Annotated in this window: 15 protein-coding genes; 2 read left to right on the top strand and 13 right to left on the bottom strand. The window is 65.3% G+C overall.

The window, feature by feature from the left end:
• Position 1 precedes the first annotated feature (1 nt).
• From rpmG to E4J89_RS08590, 12 genes are all read right to left on the bottom strand, one after another.
• On the bottom strand, positions 2-169 hold the full coding sequence (gene rpmG / locus E4J89_RS08645) for a 50S ribosomal protein L33 (RefSeq protein ID WP_127512989.1): 168 nt from the start codon (positions 167-169) through the stop codon (positions 2-4).
• A complete protein-coding gene (gene rpmB, locus E4J89_RS08640) occupies positions 169-405 on the bottom strand; it encodes a 50S ribosomal protein L28 (RefSeq protein ID WP_136785732.1) in 237 nt (78 codons plus the stop codon). The genes rpmG and rpmB overlap by 1 nt, the downstream gene beginning before the upstream one ends.
• 400 nt (positions 406-805) lie before the next feature.
• On the bottom strand, positions 806-1,297 hold the full coding sequence (locus E4J89_RS08635) for a MarR family transcriptional regulator (protein ID WP_136785731.1): 492 nt from the start codon (positions 1,295-1,297) through the stop codon (positions 806-808).
• Positions 1,298-1,422: 125 nt separating this feature from the next.
• Positions 1,423-3,033, bottom strand: a complete 1,611-nt coding sequence (locus tag E4J89_RS08630; protein ID WP_136785730.1) for an MFS transporter — start codon at positions 3,031-3,033, stop codon at positions 1,423-1,425.
• A 303-nt stretch (positions 3,034-3,336) separates the two neighbouring features.
• On the bottom strand, positions 3,337-4,086 hold the full coding sequence (locus E4J89_RS08625; protein WP_136785729.1) for a VIT family protein: 750 nt from the start codon (positions 4,084-4,086) through the stop codon (positions 3,337-3,339).
• 94 nt (positions 4,087-4,180) lie between these two features.
• Entirely contained in the window at positions 4,181-4,954 is a 774-nt protein-coding gene (locus E4J89_RS08620; protein WP_136785728.1) for an SGNH/GDSL hydrolase family protein, read from the bottom strand.
• 69 nt (positions 4,955-5,023) lie between these two features.
• Complete coding sequence (locus tag E4J89_RS08615; RefSeq protein WP_136785727.1) at positions 5,024-5,362, bottom strand: YnfA family protein; 339 nt, start codon at positions 5,360-5,362, stop codon at positions 5,024-5,026.
• Positions 5,363-5,398: 36 nt separating this feature from the next.
• Complete coding sequence (locus E4J89_RS08610; protein ID WP_136785726.1) at positions 5,399-6,757, bottom strand: transaminase; 1,359 nt, start codon at positions 6,755-6,757, stop codon at positions 5,399-5,401.
• A 46-nt stretch (positions 6,758-6,803) separates the two neighbouring features.
• On the bottom strand, positions 6,804-7,601 hold the full coding sequence (locus E4J89_RS08605) for an ABC transporter permease (RefSeq protein ID WP_136785725.1): 798 nt from the start codon (positions 7,599-7,601) through the stop codon (positions 6,804-6,806).
• Positions 7,602-7,613: 12 nt separating this feature from the next.
• Positions 7,614-8,567, bottom strand: a complete 954-nt coding sequence (locus tag E4J89_RS08600) for an ABC transporter permease (protein WP_136785724.1) — start codon at positions 8,565-8,567, stop codon at positions 7,614-7,616.
• A complete protein-coding gene (locus E4J89_RS08595) occupies positions 8,567-9,730 on the bottom strand; it encodes an ABC transporter ATP-binding protein (RefSeq protein WP_136785723.1) in 1,164 nt (387 codons plus the stop codon). The genes E4J89_RS08600 and E4J89_RS08595 overlap by 1 nt, the downstream gene beginning before the upstream one ends.
• On the bottom strand, positions 9,730-10,953 hold the full coding sequence (locus E4J89_RS08590) for a spermidine/putrescine ABC transporter substrate-binding protein (protein WP_136785722.1): 1,224 nt from the start codon (positions 10,951-10,953) through the stop codon (positions 9,730-9,732). Before E4J89_RS08590 ends, E4J89_RS08595 begins: the two co-directional genes overlap by 1 nt.
• A 380-nt stretch (positions 10,954-11,333) precedes the next feature.
• On the opposite strand from E4J89_RS08590, the gene E4J89_RS08585 reads away from it, so the two are divergent.
• Positions 11,334-11,819 carry an Lrp/AsnC family transcriptional regulator gene (locus E4J89_RS08585; RefSeq protein WP_205754447.1) on the top strand — a complete coding sequence of 162 codons (486 nt, stop codon included), beginning with the start codon at positions 11,334-11,336 and terminating at the stop codon, positions 11,817-11,819.
• A 98-nt stretch (positions 11,820-11,917) separates the two neighbouring features.
• Positions 11,918-13,282 carry an aspartate aminotransferase family protein gene (locus tag E4J89_RS08580; RefSeq protein WP_136785876.1) on the top strand — a complete coding sequence of 455 codons (1,365 nt, stop codon included), beginning with the start codon at positions 11,918-11,920 and terminating at the stop codon, positions 13,280-13,282.
• Between the two features lie 55 nt (positions 13,283-13,337).
• Here the strand turns inward: E4J89_RS08580 and E4J89_RS08575 are convergent, their stop codons facing one another.
• Entirely contained in the window at positions 13,338-13,760 is a 423-nt protein-coding gene (locus E4J89_RS08575) for a hypothetical protein (RefSeq protein ID WP_136785721.1), read from the bottom strand.
• Positions 13,761-13,885 lie beyond the last annotated feature (125 nt).

Genomic DNA, 13,885 nt, shown 5'->3' with positions numbered 1-13,885 from the left:
TTTAGCGCTCCTCTCGGAATTCGACGTGCTTGCGGATGACCGGGTCGTACTTCTTCAGGACAATGCGGTCCGGGTCGTTACGACGGTTCTTCCGGGTCACGTAGGTGAAGCCGGTGCCAGCGGTGGACTTCAGCTTGATGATCGGACGTACGTCCTTGTCCTTTGCCACTAGAGCTTCACACCCTTCGCGAGGAGCTCGGCGACGACTGCGTCAATGCCGCGGACGTCGATGGTCTTGATGCCGCGGGCCGAAACCTGCAGCGTGACATTGCGGCGCAGGGACGGAACCCAGTAGCGCTTCTTCTGAATGTTCGGGTCGAACCGGCGCTTGTTGCGGCGGTGCGAGTGCGAAATGCTGTGGCCAAAGCCGGGCTCGGCTCCGGTCACCTGGCAGTGTGCTGCCATGATCTCTCCTCCAGTTGTAGTAAATATGACGGACCTGACGCAGAGTCGTAAGTAAAGCGGCCTGCGAATCTGCGTGTAAGAGCGCCCGCCACCAGTTGTGACACCGTTATTACTGCGACTTTCCGGAGGTGAACCTGGCGGGGTGAGATCCAGCCGAAGTGCCTCGCCGCGGGGAAGACGGTGAAGTCAGGTGCAGACAAACCACATCCTCCCGAGGGAAGAACGGCCTATCCGCGATCCTCATTTCTAGGTAAACACGGACGCCACGCAATTCCCGCACCGCCTGCCTGGGCAAGGGGGTGCCGATGCTGCGTGACTTAACGCCTTCCCATCTTAGGGGCAGCAGCCGTTTGGATCAAACCAACGACGGCGGCCCTCCCCTCGGCGACGGATTGGCACCTCAGGCGTTCAGTCGCGGCTCGCGCAGCACCCAACTGCCGGGCTCCAACTGCTGCACAATCTTCTTGCCGATCCGCTCCAAATCCTGCACGTCCCGGCGGTCCAGTCCATCAAAGACCGCATGGCGCACGGCTTCCACGTGCCCCGGCGCGAGCGACTCGATGGCTGCCATGCCCTCCTCCGTGAGCAGGGCCATGGTGACCCGCGCATCCTCGGCGCATTGGGCCCGCTCGACCCAGCCGCGGCCTTGGAGCTTCTTCACCACATGCGACAGCCTGGACAGCGAGGAATAGGTCCGGGAAGCCAGCTCGCTCATCGGCAGCGAGCGGTCCGGAGCCTCGGACAGCATGGCTAGGACATGGTAGTCGAACAGCGTCAGCTTGCCCTCCCGGTACAGCGGCGCATCCAATGTGCCGGGCAACAGGGTGGACACCGCCAGCAAGGCCAGCCAGGCCTGGCGTTCTTCGGGGTCGAGCCAGCGTGCAGAAGTCATGCCTCCATTCTGCCACAAAACTTGATCCTTCAACCGTTGCGCCGAGGCCGTTGCGCAGAGTAAGGACCGGCAGGGCGTACCTGCCGGTCCTTACTCTCTGCTCTTGCTGGGGCCGGGTCCCGGGGCTAGACCCGGGCAGGCTGCTTGGCCGGGTGCGTCTGAAGTCCCTTGCCCGGTTCCGTGCTTGGTTCCGGGATCCGTTCCAGCGGCATGTGCTCCGGGCCAAGCAGCGGGTTGCCGTCCTGCCCCGCGACCAGCTCACGCGCCTCGGCCTGGGTATCGACCGACGGCATTGAGCCCGGCATCGGCCGGCAGGAGCTTTCCGGCATCCGCCAGATGGCCACCAGGCCCAGCAGGGACATGGCCACCAGGTAGTACGCCGGCATCAGCGTGTTTCCGGTGGCGTCGATCAGCGCCTGGGTGATCAGCGGCGTCGTGCCGCCGAAGATGGCCACCGCAAAGTTATAGGCAATGCCCATGGAGCCGTAGCGGCTGGCGGTGGGGAACATGGCCGGCAGCGCCGAAGCGAGGATGGAAACGTAGAAGGCGGTGGCGGTGCCCAGAATGGCCAGGCCCAGCAGGGTGGCCCAGATTTCTCCCAGGCCGATCAGCATGAACGCCGGGACACCGAGCACCAAGGTGATGCCGGAACCGGTCATCAGCACCGGGCGGCGGCCCACCTTGTCCGACAGCTTCCCGGCGAACGGAATCGCAGCCGAGAGCAGCACCAGCACAGGGATGGTCAGCAGCGTGCCTTGGAACGCGTCGTAACCCATCGTGTCCTGCAGGTAGGTGGGCATGTAGGAGGTCAAGGTGTAGCCCACCGTGTTGGCGGCGGCCACCACCAGCATGGCCAGCAGGATCGGGCGCCAGGATCCGGCGATGATCTGGCGGTAGGTCTTCGGCCCCTCTGCCACGGCTGCCTTGGTCTTGTCTTCCTGCGCGTCCTGGGCGGCCTGGAAAGCGGGCGATTCTTCGATCTTCAGCCGGAAGTACAGTCCCACCAGCCCCAGCGGTCCGGCCAGCAGGAACGGCAGGCGCCAGCCCCACTCCAGCATGGCGTCGCTTCCCAGCAGGATCTGCAACCCGGACACCACGGCGGCACCGAGGGCAAAACCGAGATAGCTGCCGGTGTCCAGCAGGCTGGCCAGGAAACCGCGGCGCTTGTCCGGGGCGTATTCGCTCACGAACGTGGTGGCGCCGGCGTATTCGCCGCCGGTGGAGAACCCCTGCACCAGGCGGCACAGCACCAGCAGCACCGTGGCCCATCCGCCCACCGCAAGATAGGTCGGAAGCAGGCCGATGGCAAAGGTGGAGGCAGCCATCGCGATCATGGTCAGCGCCAGCGTTTTCTGCCGGCCAATCCGGTCACCCAGGCGACCGAAGTACAGCCCGCCGAGCGGCCGCACCACGAAACTGGCAGCAAAGACGGCCAGGCTGCCCAGCAGCCCGTCGCCCTCCTGGCCACCGGCGAAGAACAGCTGGCCCATGGTGACTGCCAGGTAGCCATAGATGCCGAAGTCGAACCATTCCATCCCGTTGCCCACCACGGTGCCGCCGACGGCACGGCGCAGCATGGGCCGCTGGACCACGGTGACGTCGTCCACGCGCAGTCGCCGGCGACGTAGCCGGGGCAGCCGTGGGGAGGATTTGGCCGGGCTTTTTCCGGCAGGAGAATCGGGCGCTACTGGGTGCGCGGCGGGCGGGTTGTCCTTCAGCATTTGGGCTTCTCTCATCGAGGTCATTTGCTTGTGACGCGTCTCTGCCCCGCGCATTCCGGCCCGGGGCAGGCCCACGACGTTACCGGCTGGGACGTGTTCCGTCCCAGCCGGGACCCCAAAAAACGCACCCCGAGCGCGCCAAATGACCAGGTTCCGGCACGCGCGGATTCAGGCCGAAAATGCGGTCCCGGCAAGGTCCGGATTCCCGCAAGATCACGCGCTAATTTCCGCAGGCGCCCGGCTACGTTTCACCCGGCGTTCCGACGACGGCGGCGCACGAGTTTTGTGAAATGCGCCACCCGACGCCCAAAACCGGCCCTAGACGAGCCCGGAACCTCCCAGCCAGGTGCCGATCAGCAGTGTGGCCACCAGAGCGAGCGCACCGCCGATCACCACCCGGCAAGCCGCCCGGAAGACCTTGGCGCCGCCAAGCCAGGCGCCGGTCGCACCGGTTGCGGCCAAAGCCACCAGAACGGCTGCGAAAGTGACCGGAATCCGCAGCTCGGCCGGCGGCAGCAGCATGGCCAGCATGGGCAGGGCTGCACCGAGCAGGAAGGCTATGGCGGAGGCGAAGGCGGCATGCCACGGGCTGACCAGGTCGTCGTCCTGCATGTTCAGCTCCGCGTGCAAGTGTGCCGCGAGCGCATCGTGTGCGGTCAGCTCCTTGGCCACCTGCATGGCCGTCCCCGGTGTCAGTCCGCGATCTTGGTAGAGCGCGGCCAGCTCGGCAAGTTCTTCCTCCGGCTGTTCCTGCAGTTCCCGTTGTTCCTTGGCGATCAGCGCCTTCTGGCTGTCGCTGGAGCTGGACACCGAGACGTACTCGCCCAGGGCCATGGAGATGGCACCGCCGATCACGGCCGCCAAGCCCGCCGTCAGCAGCGTCCCGAAGTCGCTGGTGGCGCCCGCAACGCCCACCACCAGCGCGGCAACGGAAACAATCCCGTCGTTCGCGCCGAGGACACCGGCGCGCAGCCAGTTCAGGCGGGCGGCGAGGCCGGTAACATCGTGCGGCTCATCGTCGTGGAACTCCGGTTGGTCAGCTGGCTGGGTCCGGGCATCTGCGTCCATGGTCTAAGCCAAGCACTCCGGGCGCCCGGCTTCCAGACAGGACAGCCAACCCTCAGCAGCCGGCCGGGATCTCTGCCGGGCCGGGCAGTCTGGTTCAGGCGGTGGCGTGAAGTCCGGTCAGCTGGGGGTACTTCGGGGAGAGTGCATCACCGGAAGAGGTGCCGCGCAGCCGGCGGCCGATCCACGGGCCCAAGTACTCACGCGCCCAGCGGACATTGGCCACCATGGCAGCACGGCGGGACAGCACCGCCAGGTCCGGCAGCGCCGGCAGATCGATCACGTCCTCAGCCTGCAGCACTTCCAGCACCTTTTTGGCCATCAAGGTATGGCCCGCGGTGGACATGTGCAGCCGGTCGGCGTCCCAGTAGCGCCAGTCGCGGAAATCGCGCATCCGCCAATAGTCAACGATTTTCGCTCCGTGCAGGTCGGCGATTTCCCGCACCCACTCGTTGTAGATGGCGGTGCGGCCCCGGGTCTTGCCGAAGACCGCCGAGGCCACGCTGTCGAAGCCGGTGAACAGCACCACGTCGGCACCGGTGGCCGCCAACTTGCCGACGCCGGCCTCGTAGCCGGCCATCAGGGCGTCGATGTCCACCCGAGGGCGCAGGATGTCGTTGCCGCCGGCGTAGAGGGTGACCATGGTTGGCTTGAGCGCGACGGCGGCGTCCACCTGTTCGTCCAGCACTTGGGCAATCTTCTTGCCGCGGATGGCGAGGTTGGCGTAGCCCCAGCCGGAGTCGGCCAGCATGAGCTGCTCGGCAACCCGGTCCGCCCAGCCGCGCACACCATTGGGCAAGCTGGGGTCGTAGTCCCCTACCCCTTCAGTGAACGAATCCCCCAGAGCCACAAACCGCTTTGTAAATGTCACCGGATCAGATTAACAAAGAACCGCTCGGGCCGCGGAGCGGTTCATCAACCACACAAGCTGGCGCGGCCCTCAGCTGCCGCTGCGCGGCGCATACATGATGACCGCGACGCCGGCGAGCGCAATCCCGGCACCGATGTAATCCCAACGGTCCGGCTGGAATCCGTCCAGCAGCATGGCCCAGGCCAGCGACCCCGCAATGAACACGCCGCCGTACGCGGCCAGCACCCGGCCAAAGTTGGCGTCCGGCTGCTGCGCGGCGATGAAACCGTACAGGCCCAGCGCCATCACGCCCAGGCCCGCAAACCACCAGGCGCGGTCCTCGCGAACGGCCTGCCACACCAGCCACGCTCCGCCGATCTCAGCGACGGCGGCCAGGACAAACAGGATGGCGGACTTAGCGATCGTCATGCAGCCATTGTCCCAAGCCGCCGGCCGCCCGATGCGTCATCGGTGGTTGGTCAGCTCCCGGATGGCTTCCTCGAAAATTTCGTGATGCCGTTCGACATCGGCGCTGGTGGTCTGCGGGGACATCAGCGCCATGTTGTGGAACGGGGTGAGCAGGATGCCGCGGTTGGCCAGGTACAGGTGCAGGAAGTCTTCCAGCGCGCCGTCGTGGCTGGCCGCCGAAGCGGTTCCGTTCCGCGGCGCCGGGCTGGCGAACCGGTATTCGGCACGCGCGCCCAGTTGGGACACCGACCATGGCAGCGAATAGCTGTCGATCACCCTCTGGATGCCGGCGGCGAATTCGGTGGCCCGGCCGATCATCGATTCGAATGCCTGGTCCGTCAAGACGTGTTCCAGCGTGGCGCGCATCGCCGCCACGGACAGCGGGTTGCCGGCCAATGTGCCGCCTACGCCGCCCATGTCCACCAGGTCCAGATCGGCCCGGCCCAGGGCCCGCTCGGCCAGTTCGGCGCTCAGCCCGTAGGCGCCGCACGGAATGCCGCCGCCGATCGATTTGCCGATCACCACGATGTCCGGTTCCAGCCCCCACGCCGCCGTTGCCCCGCCAGGGCCGGCGGAGAAGGTGTGCGTCTCGTCGATGATCAGCAGCGTCCCGTGCCGGCGGGTCAGCTCCCGCACACCCTGCAGGTAGCCCGGTTCGGGCAGCACGATGCCGATGTTGGTCAAGGCCGGCTCCATCAGCACCGCTGCCACGTCGCCGTGGGCCAACTGCCGCTCCAAGGCAGCGAGATCGTTGAACTCCGCCACCCTGCTGGTCTCGGTGACATCCACCGGCGCGCCGACATTGCCAGGTCGGCTCATCCCCTCGCCGTCGGTACCGGCCACGATCAGCGATTCATCCACCGACCCGTGATAGCAGTACGGATTGAACAGGATCTTGCCCCGGCCGGTCAGCGCGCGGACCAGCCGGATGGCCCAGCGGTTGGCGTCCGTGGCAGTGAGCGAAAAGCTCCAGCGCTCCACACCGAACCGCCGCGCCAGCTCCGCCCCCACCCACTCTGCATCGGCCGTGGGCAACATCGTCGCCAGCCCGCCGTCGTCCGAAACCCGCCGGATGATCGCGTCCACGGTGGGCTGCGGGGAATGCCCGGCCATCGCGCCGGTGTCCCCCAGCGCAAAATCGATGTACTCCAGGCCGTCCACGTCCCACACCCGGCAGCCCCGCGCCCGTTCCAGATAGAGCGGGAAGCCGCCCGCCTTCTTGTTCATCCAGGTCATCGGGACCTTGCCGAAAAGGTGGGCGGCGCCGTCGTACAACGCTTTGGACTGGGGGTGCTTGGCTTCGAAGTCCTGCAGCTCGCGGTCGAACAGTTCAGCCAGCCGGGTGCGGTCGATCATGAAGTGCTCCTCTCAACGGACCGGCAGCGTACCGGGCGACACGGCGTCAGCGGGCGGCCAGCATTTTGCGGCGGCGGTGCGCCAGGACCTGGCCGCCGATCACGATCAGCAGCGCGATGATGAACATCGCCGAGCCGATCACATTCGCCTGCGCAGGAATGCCGCGGGTGGCAGCCACGTAAATGAACTTCGGGAAGGTGTCCACATTGCCGGAGTTGAAGTTGGTGATGATGAAATCGTCGAAGCTGATCGCGAAGCTCAGCAGGCCGGCGGCCACGATTCCGGGCAGCAGCAGCGGGAAGGTCACCCGCCAGAAGGCCTGCATCGGCGAGGCATAAAGGTCTGCCGCTGCCTCCTCCAGCTTCGGGTCGAGGCTGGCCACCCGCGCCTTGACGGTGACCACCACGAACGAGATGCAGAAGACGGTGTGCGCGATGATGATGGTCCCCTTGCCCAGCTCCGCGCCCACATTCAGGAACTGCGCCAGCAGCGAGGCGCCGAGCACAACTTCGGGGGTGGCCAGCGGCAGGAAGATCAGCATGTTGGCGGTGGCGTTGAACCGGAACCGGTAGCGGACCAGCCCAATGGCGATGGCCGTTCCGAGGACGACGGCGATCAGCGTCGCCGTGGCCCCGATCTGCAAGCTGTTTCCCAGCGCCGCGCAAACTTCCGGGGCGCCGCACGGGTTGCGCCAGTTGTCCCAGGTAAAGCCGCGCCAGGTGAGGTTGGTGCGCCCGGCGTCGTTGAAGGAGAACACGAAGACGTAGGCGATCGGGACCAGCAGGAAGATGAAGGCCAGACCGCCGATCACAGGAACCAGCCAGCGGCCGAAGGAGTTTTTCACCGTGGTTTCCTCCTACAGCAGTTCTTTGGTGCCGAAGCGGCGGACGTAGATGAAGACCAGCGCCAGGATTGCCAGCATCAGCACGAAGGACAGCGCCGAAGCCCCCGGATAGTCGACCACCCGGAAGAATCTGGAGTCCACAACCTGCCCGATCATGGTGGTGTCCCGGTTGTTGCCGAGCAGCGAGGAATTGATGTAGTCGCCGGCAGCGGGAATGAACGTCAGCAGCGTTCCGGCGATCACGCCCGGCATCGACAGCGGCAGCGTTACCGTTCGGAAGGTGGTGAAGCCGCTGGCGTACAAATCGTTTCCGGCCTCGATCAGGCGGAGGTCCAGCCGCTCCAGGTTCGCGTAGATGGGCAAGGCCATGAACGGCAGGAAGTTGTAAGTCAGGCCGCAAACCACGGCAAAAGCGGTGGCCGTGAGCCGCCCGTCGTCGGGTAGCAAAGCGACGGCGCGGAGCACGGAAACCACCGGGCCCTCGTCGGCCAGGATCTGCTTCCACGCCTGCGTGCGCAGGATGAAGCTGGTGAAGAACGGTGCGATGATCAGCACCAGCAGGATGCCGCGCAGCAGGGCATGGTTGCGCAGCCTGACCGCAATCAGGTAGGCCATCGGATAACCGATCAGCAGCGTCGCAACCGTCGCGATCAGGGCAAAGGCGAAGGACCGCAACAGTTCCGGCCAGTAGCTGCCCAGCATCCGGACATAGTTGTTGAACTCCAGCGCCGGCACGAACTGGCCGATGTCGGCTCCCGGCGGCTTCGTATAGAGCGACGTCGCGAGCAGCGAGAACACTGGCAGCACAAAGAACAGCAACAGGAAGACAAAGCCCGGCAGGATCAGCCAGTAACCCATCCGGCCCCGCCGGCGGTCCTCCTTGAGTTCCCCGCTGCCGGGCTCGCCCTTGCCGCGCCGCTTATCCGCTGCCGGCGTCTTGTCCGCCGTGGTGGTCTGGGCGCTCATCACTCGTCAGCCTCGGGCGCCCCGTACTGTGCGTCCTCGGCGCCGTCCAGGCCGAACGCGTGCTCAGTGTCCCAGCTGAGCACCACGCCGTCGCCCGGCTGCGCCAACTGCTGGCCGTGGTTCTGGCTGAAGACGCCCACGGTCCCGATCCCTGGTACCTCCACCAGGTAATCGGTGCTGACTCCGGTGAACGAGGTGTCCAGCACCGTGCCATGCAGCACGTTGGCCGCGTCCGCGGGCGCGTCCTGCGGCCACATCATCCTCAGCTTTTCGGGTCGGATGCCGATCAGGGTCTGGCCCTGGTGCACAGTGGCGCGTTCCTTGAGCACCGCCAGCCGGTTCCCGTTGGCATTGACCACGACGGCGTCGCCGCGGTCCTCCACAATCTCGCCGGCGACCAGGTTGGACTTGCCCAGGAAGTTTGCCACGAAGACGGTGCGCGGCAGTTCATACAGTTCGCGCGGCGCCCCCATCTGCTCCACCTTGCCGGCATTCATGACGGCCACGGTGTCCGCCATGGTCATGGCTTCCTCCTGGTCGTGCGTGACGTGCACAAAGGTCAGGCCGACCTCGGTTTGGATCTTCTTCAGTTCCACCTGCATCTGCCGGCGCAGCTTCATGTCCAGGGCACCCAGAGGCTCATCCAACAACAGCACCGCCGGATGGTTGACGATGGCGCGCGCCAAAGCCACCCGCTGCTGCTGTCCGCCGGAGAGCTGGGCCGGCCGGCGTGCGGCCAGGTGCGACAACTCGACCAACTCGAGCGCCGCCTCGGCTTGTGCCCGGGCATCGCGGACTTTGCGCCGCCGGAGCCCAAAGGAGACGTTGTCCAACACACTCATGTGCGGGAACAGTGCGTAGTTCTGGAAGACCGTGTTGACCGGCCGCTGGTGGGCGCCGGACCGGCTGATGTCCTTGCCGCCAATGCTGATGGTCCCGGAGGTGGGCTGTTCCAGGCCGGCCACCATGCGCAGGGTGGTGGTCTTGCCGCAACCGGAAGGCCCCAACAGGGCGAAAAACTCCCCGGCCGGGATGGTCAGGTCGAGGTCCTCCACCGCGACGAACTCGCCGAACCGCTTGGTGATGGACGCCAACACCAAGTCCGCTCCGCTTTCGTCGCCGACGGCACCGGCCTTTTCTGTCTGCAGAGGTGCCTGAGTCATCAGTTGCCAATCGCCTGCTGGAAGCGGTTGCTGAAGTCGGTTTCCTCGTCGGCTTCCAGGCTGCGGAACACGCTGACCTTGGCGAGGTCTTCCTCGGTCGGGAAGATCAGCGGATTGTCCACCAGCTCCGGATCGATCTTCTCCATGGCTTCCTTGGCGCCCTCCACCGGGCAGATGAAGTTGACGTAGGCGGCGGCAGTCGCCGCATTCACCGGGTCGTAGTAATAGTTCATCAGCGCTTCCGCATTCTTCTTATGCGGCGATCCGATCGGCACCATCAGGTTGTCCGACCACAGGGTTCCGCCGGCTTCCGGGATGGCGAATTGCCACTTGTCGCCTTCCTCGAAGTTCAGCTGGGTGATGTCGCCGGACCAGCAGATCACCGCGAGCGCGTCACCGGAAATCAGGTCTTCCTTGTAGGAGTTGCCCTTGACCTGCCGTATCTGGCCGCTGGAAATCTGCTTCTGCAGCACCTCCAGAGCGGCGTCGTATTCGTTCGCGCCCCAGTTGCCGGAGATGTCCACGCCGTTCTCCATCATCAGCAGGCCCATGGTGTCGCGCATTTCGTCCAGCACTTCCACGCGTCCCTTGAGCTCCGGTTTCCACAGGTCGCTCACGGTCTTCAGCCCGCCCGGGACGGCTTCCTTGTTCCAGGCGATGCCTGCGTAACCGGACTGCCAGGTCAGCGAATTCTTCCGGCCGGGGTCGAAGTCAACGTTCTTCAGGGGCTCCAGCAAATTGGCCGAATTCGGGATGTTGGCGTGGTCCAGTTCCTGCGTGTAGCCGAGCCGGATCAGGCGCGCAGCCATCCAGTCGGTGAGCGTGATGATGTCCTGGCCAATGTCCTGGCCGGCGGCGAGCTGGCCTTGGATTTTGCCGAAATAGGTGTCGTTGCCGTCAATGTCCTCGGAGTAGTTGGCCTGGATGCCGCTCTGCTTGCTGAAGGCCTCGAGTGACGGGTACTTCTGGGTGGAGTCGTCGTAGTCCAGATACAGCGTCCAGTTGGCCCAGTTGACTTCCTTTTCCTGGTCGGACAGATCCGCCGCCGGCGACAGCCCGCCCGAAGCGCTGGTGTTCGACGAGCTGCCGGTGCCGCCGGTGCCGCAGGCGGCGAGCAGCCCGGCCAGCGTGAGTCCTCCGGCGCCCATCAGTACGTTGCGGCGGGACATCTGCGCAGAAATCAGGCCGCGCAGGCGTGGGTCTTCAGGTAGTCGTTTCGGCATCTGATGCTCCCCAGTCGTCGGAGTGGACCTCACTTGGTGGGTTGATACTCCCAGACACCGGAGGGGCCCGACAATAGTTTCAGTTGTAAATTTTCGGTTACACGACGGATTCCGAAGCGGGACCAGCCTTCCGGTTTGCGATTTCCCTGCCCTGCGGTGCACCCGCGAAGTATGCACCGCCGGACCGGACCTCCCGCAGCAGGAAAGGCCTGTGACCCGCTTCACAACAGATAGTAACCGCAAGAAGTTCGTATTTCGATAGCTACTGCTGCATATTTTTTCGAATCCACTACTTGCGCAAGCCGCAGACAACGGATTCAATAGCAAGCAGTCCCGCCGGTGGCGGAGATCCGTTTCACAGGAGGTGGATACGCTTGACCTTGCTCCCCAGTGCCGGAAACGGCCACAACGGCAACTCCCACGCTGCGGTGGACGAGGTCTCCAAAGCCATCATCGAGCAATTGCAGGAAGACGGCCGGCGCTCCTACGCCGCAATCGGAAAAGCCATTGGCCTCTCTGAAGCGGCGGTACGGCAACGCGTCCAGAAGCTGACCGACGCCGGCATCGTGCAGATCGTTGCGGTCACCAACCCGTTGCAGTTGGGCTTTGCCCGGCAGGCCATGCTGGGCATCAAGACCGCTGCCGACCTGCTGGAGGTGTCGGACAAGATCGCCGCCATAGACCAGGTGGATTACTGCCTGGTCACCGCCGGATCATTCGACATTCTGGCCGAAGTTATTTGCGAAAACGACCAGGATTTGCTGCGGCTGGTCAACCAGATCCGCGGCATTCCGGGCGTCCTGAGCACTGAAACATTCATGTACCTCTCGCTGCGCAAGCAGGAATACAACTGGGGAACCCGATGACACAGACATCAGCATCGCCAAGCACCAGGCTTCCGGGCCAAGGAACACCGGCCGGGACCACCACCGACGCACCGATCCGCCGGACGTACACCACGCCGATGGGAACGGACCGCCAGCAGGCTGCCCGCGACCATCTGTGGATGCACATGGCACGCCATGCACCGCTGGCCGCCGGAGGCAACGTTCCGGTGATCACCCGCGGCGAGGGCCACCTCATCTACGACGACCAGGGCCGCGAGTACATTGACGGCCTCGCCGGGCTCTTCGTGGTGCAGGTGGGCCACGGCCGCGAAGAACTCGCGCAGGCCGCCGCCCGGCAGGCCAAGGAACTGGCCTTCATGCCGCTGTGGTCCTATGCGCACCCGGCCGCCATTGAACTGGCCGAGCGCCTTGCCCACCATGCCCCGGGCGACCTGAACCGGGTCTTCTTCACCACCGGCGGCGGCGAAGCCGTGGAGACGGCGTGGAAGCTGGCAAAGCAGTACTTCAAGCTGCAGGGCAAACCAAACAAGACCAAGGTGATCTCGCGCTCGGTCGCCTATCACGGCACTCCGCAGGGCGCGCTCTCCATCACCGGCATCCCGGATATGAAGGCGCCCTTCGAACCGCTGGTCCCGGGTGCTTTCCGCGTTCCCAACACCAATCAGTACCGCGCGCCTGAGGGCCTGGAAGACCCGAAGGCGTTCGGCCGCTGGGCTGCGGACCGGATCGGCGAAGCCATCGAGTTCGAGGGTCCGGACACCGTCGCCGCGGTGTTCCTGGAACCGGTGCAGAACTCCGGCGGCTGCTTCCCGCCGCCGCCCGGGTACTTCGAGCGGGTGCGCGAAATCTGCGATGAGTACGACGTCCTGCTGGTGTCCGACGAGGTCATCTGTGCCTTCGGCCGGATCGGTTCCATGTTCGCTTGCACCGATTTCGACTACGTGCCGGACATGATCACCTGCGCCAAGGGGATGACCAGCGGTTACTCACCGATCGGTGCCATGATCGCCTCGGACCGGCTGTTCGAGCCGTTCAAGCACGGCGACACCACCTTCTACCATGGCTACACCTTCGGCGGGCACCCGGTCTCCGCCGCCGTCGCGATGGCCAACCTGGACATCTTCGAACGCGAGGGCCTCAACGACCACGTCAAGGAAAACGCCCCTGCTTTCCGGAAGACCCTGGAAAAGCTGCTGGACCTGCCGATCGTCGGGGATGTCCGCGGCGAGGGCTACTTCTACGGAATCGAACTGGTCAAGGACAAGACCACCAAGGAGACGTTCAACGACGAAGAGTCAGAGCACCTGCTGCGCGGCTACCTGTCCAACGCACTGTTCGACGCCGGCCTGTACTGCCGCGCCGACGACCGCGGCGACCCCGTGGTCCAGTTGGCGCCGCCGCTGACCGTGGGCCAGCGCGAGTTCGACCAGATGGAACAGATCCTGCGCTCCGTGCTGGTGGAGGGCATGAACCACCTCTAACCGGCCCCCTATGGCGGCGGGTGGCAGGCTCACAGCCAGCCACCCGCCGTCGTTGTCAGCTTTCGCCGCGAACCTGCCGCAGCCAGACGCGCCGCGCATCCAGGTACGGTTCAATGTTGTCCACGCTCTGCAGGTGGACCCGGTCGGGATCAAGTCCGGCGGCTTCGATCATGATGCCGTAGCCGTCGCGCTCGGCTCCGGCCCACCATTTGTCGCCTTCCTGCCAGAGGGCAAACTCCACCTCGTCACCGTCGACGGCGATGCCCACCATCCGCGGCTCCTGCAGCTCCAGCTCGTTGAGTTTCTGCCGGAAGGAGTCCTTGTCCGGTGGCATCGGCCCCACCCCCAGCCGCATCGTTCGGATGCTCTGGTTCACGCCATGCACCGTGGTCAGGACCTGGGCATGCGGCATGCCCAGGCCTGGATCGCCGTGCAGCAGCCCGTGCGGGCCGTTATCTTCAATCCATTCCCCCACCATGACGGGGCCGTCCAATCGGCGAGCGCGAAACAGGGCAGGCCGGGGAACGTCTCCCGGATGCGCTGTTCACCTTCCGCCACCATGGCCCAAAAACCGTCCGGTTCCACCTGTCCGTCTACGCCCAT

The organism is Arthrobacter sp. CAU 1506 (genome assembly GCF_005047635.1).
GTDB lineage: Bacteria > Actinomycetota > Actinomycetes > Actinomycetales > Micrococcaceae > Crystallibacter.
This window is presented reverse-complemented; position numbering and strand designations above follow the sequence as displayed.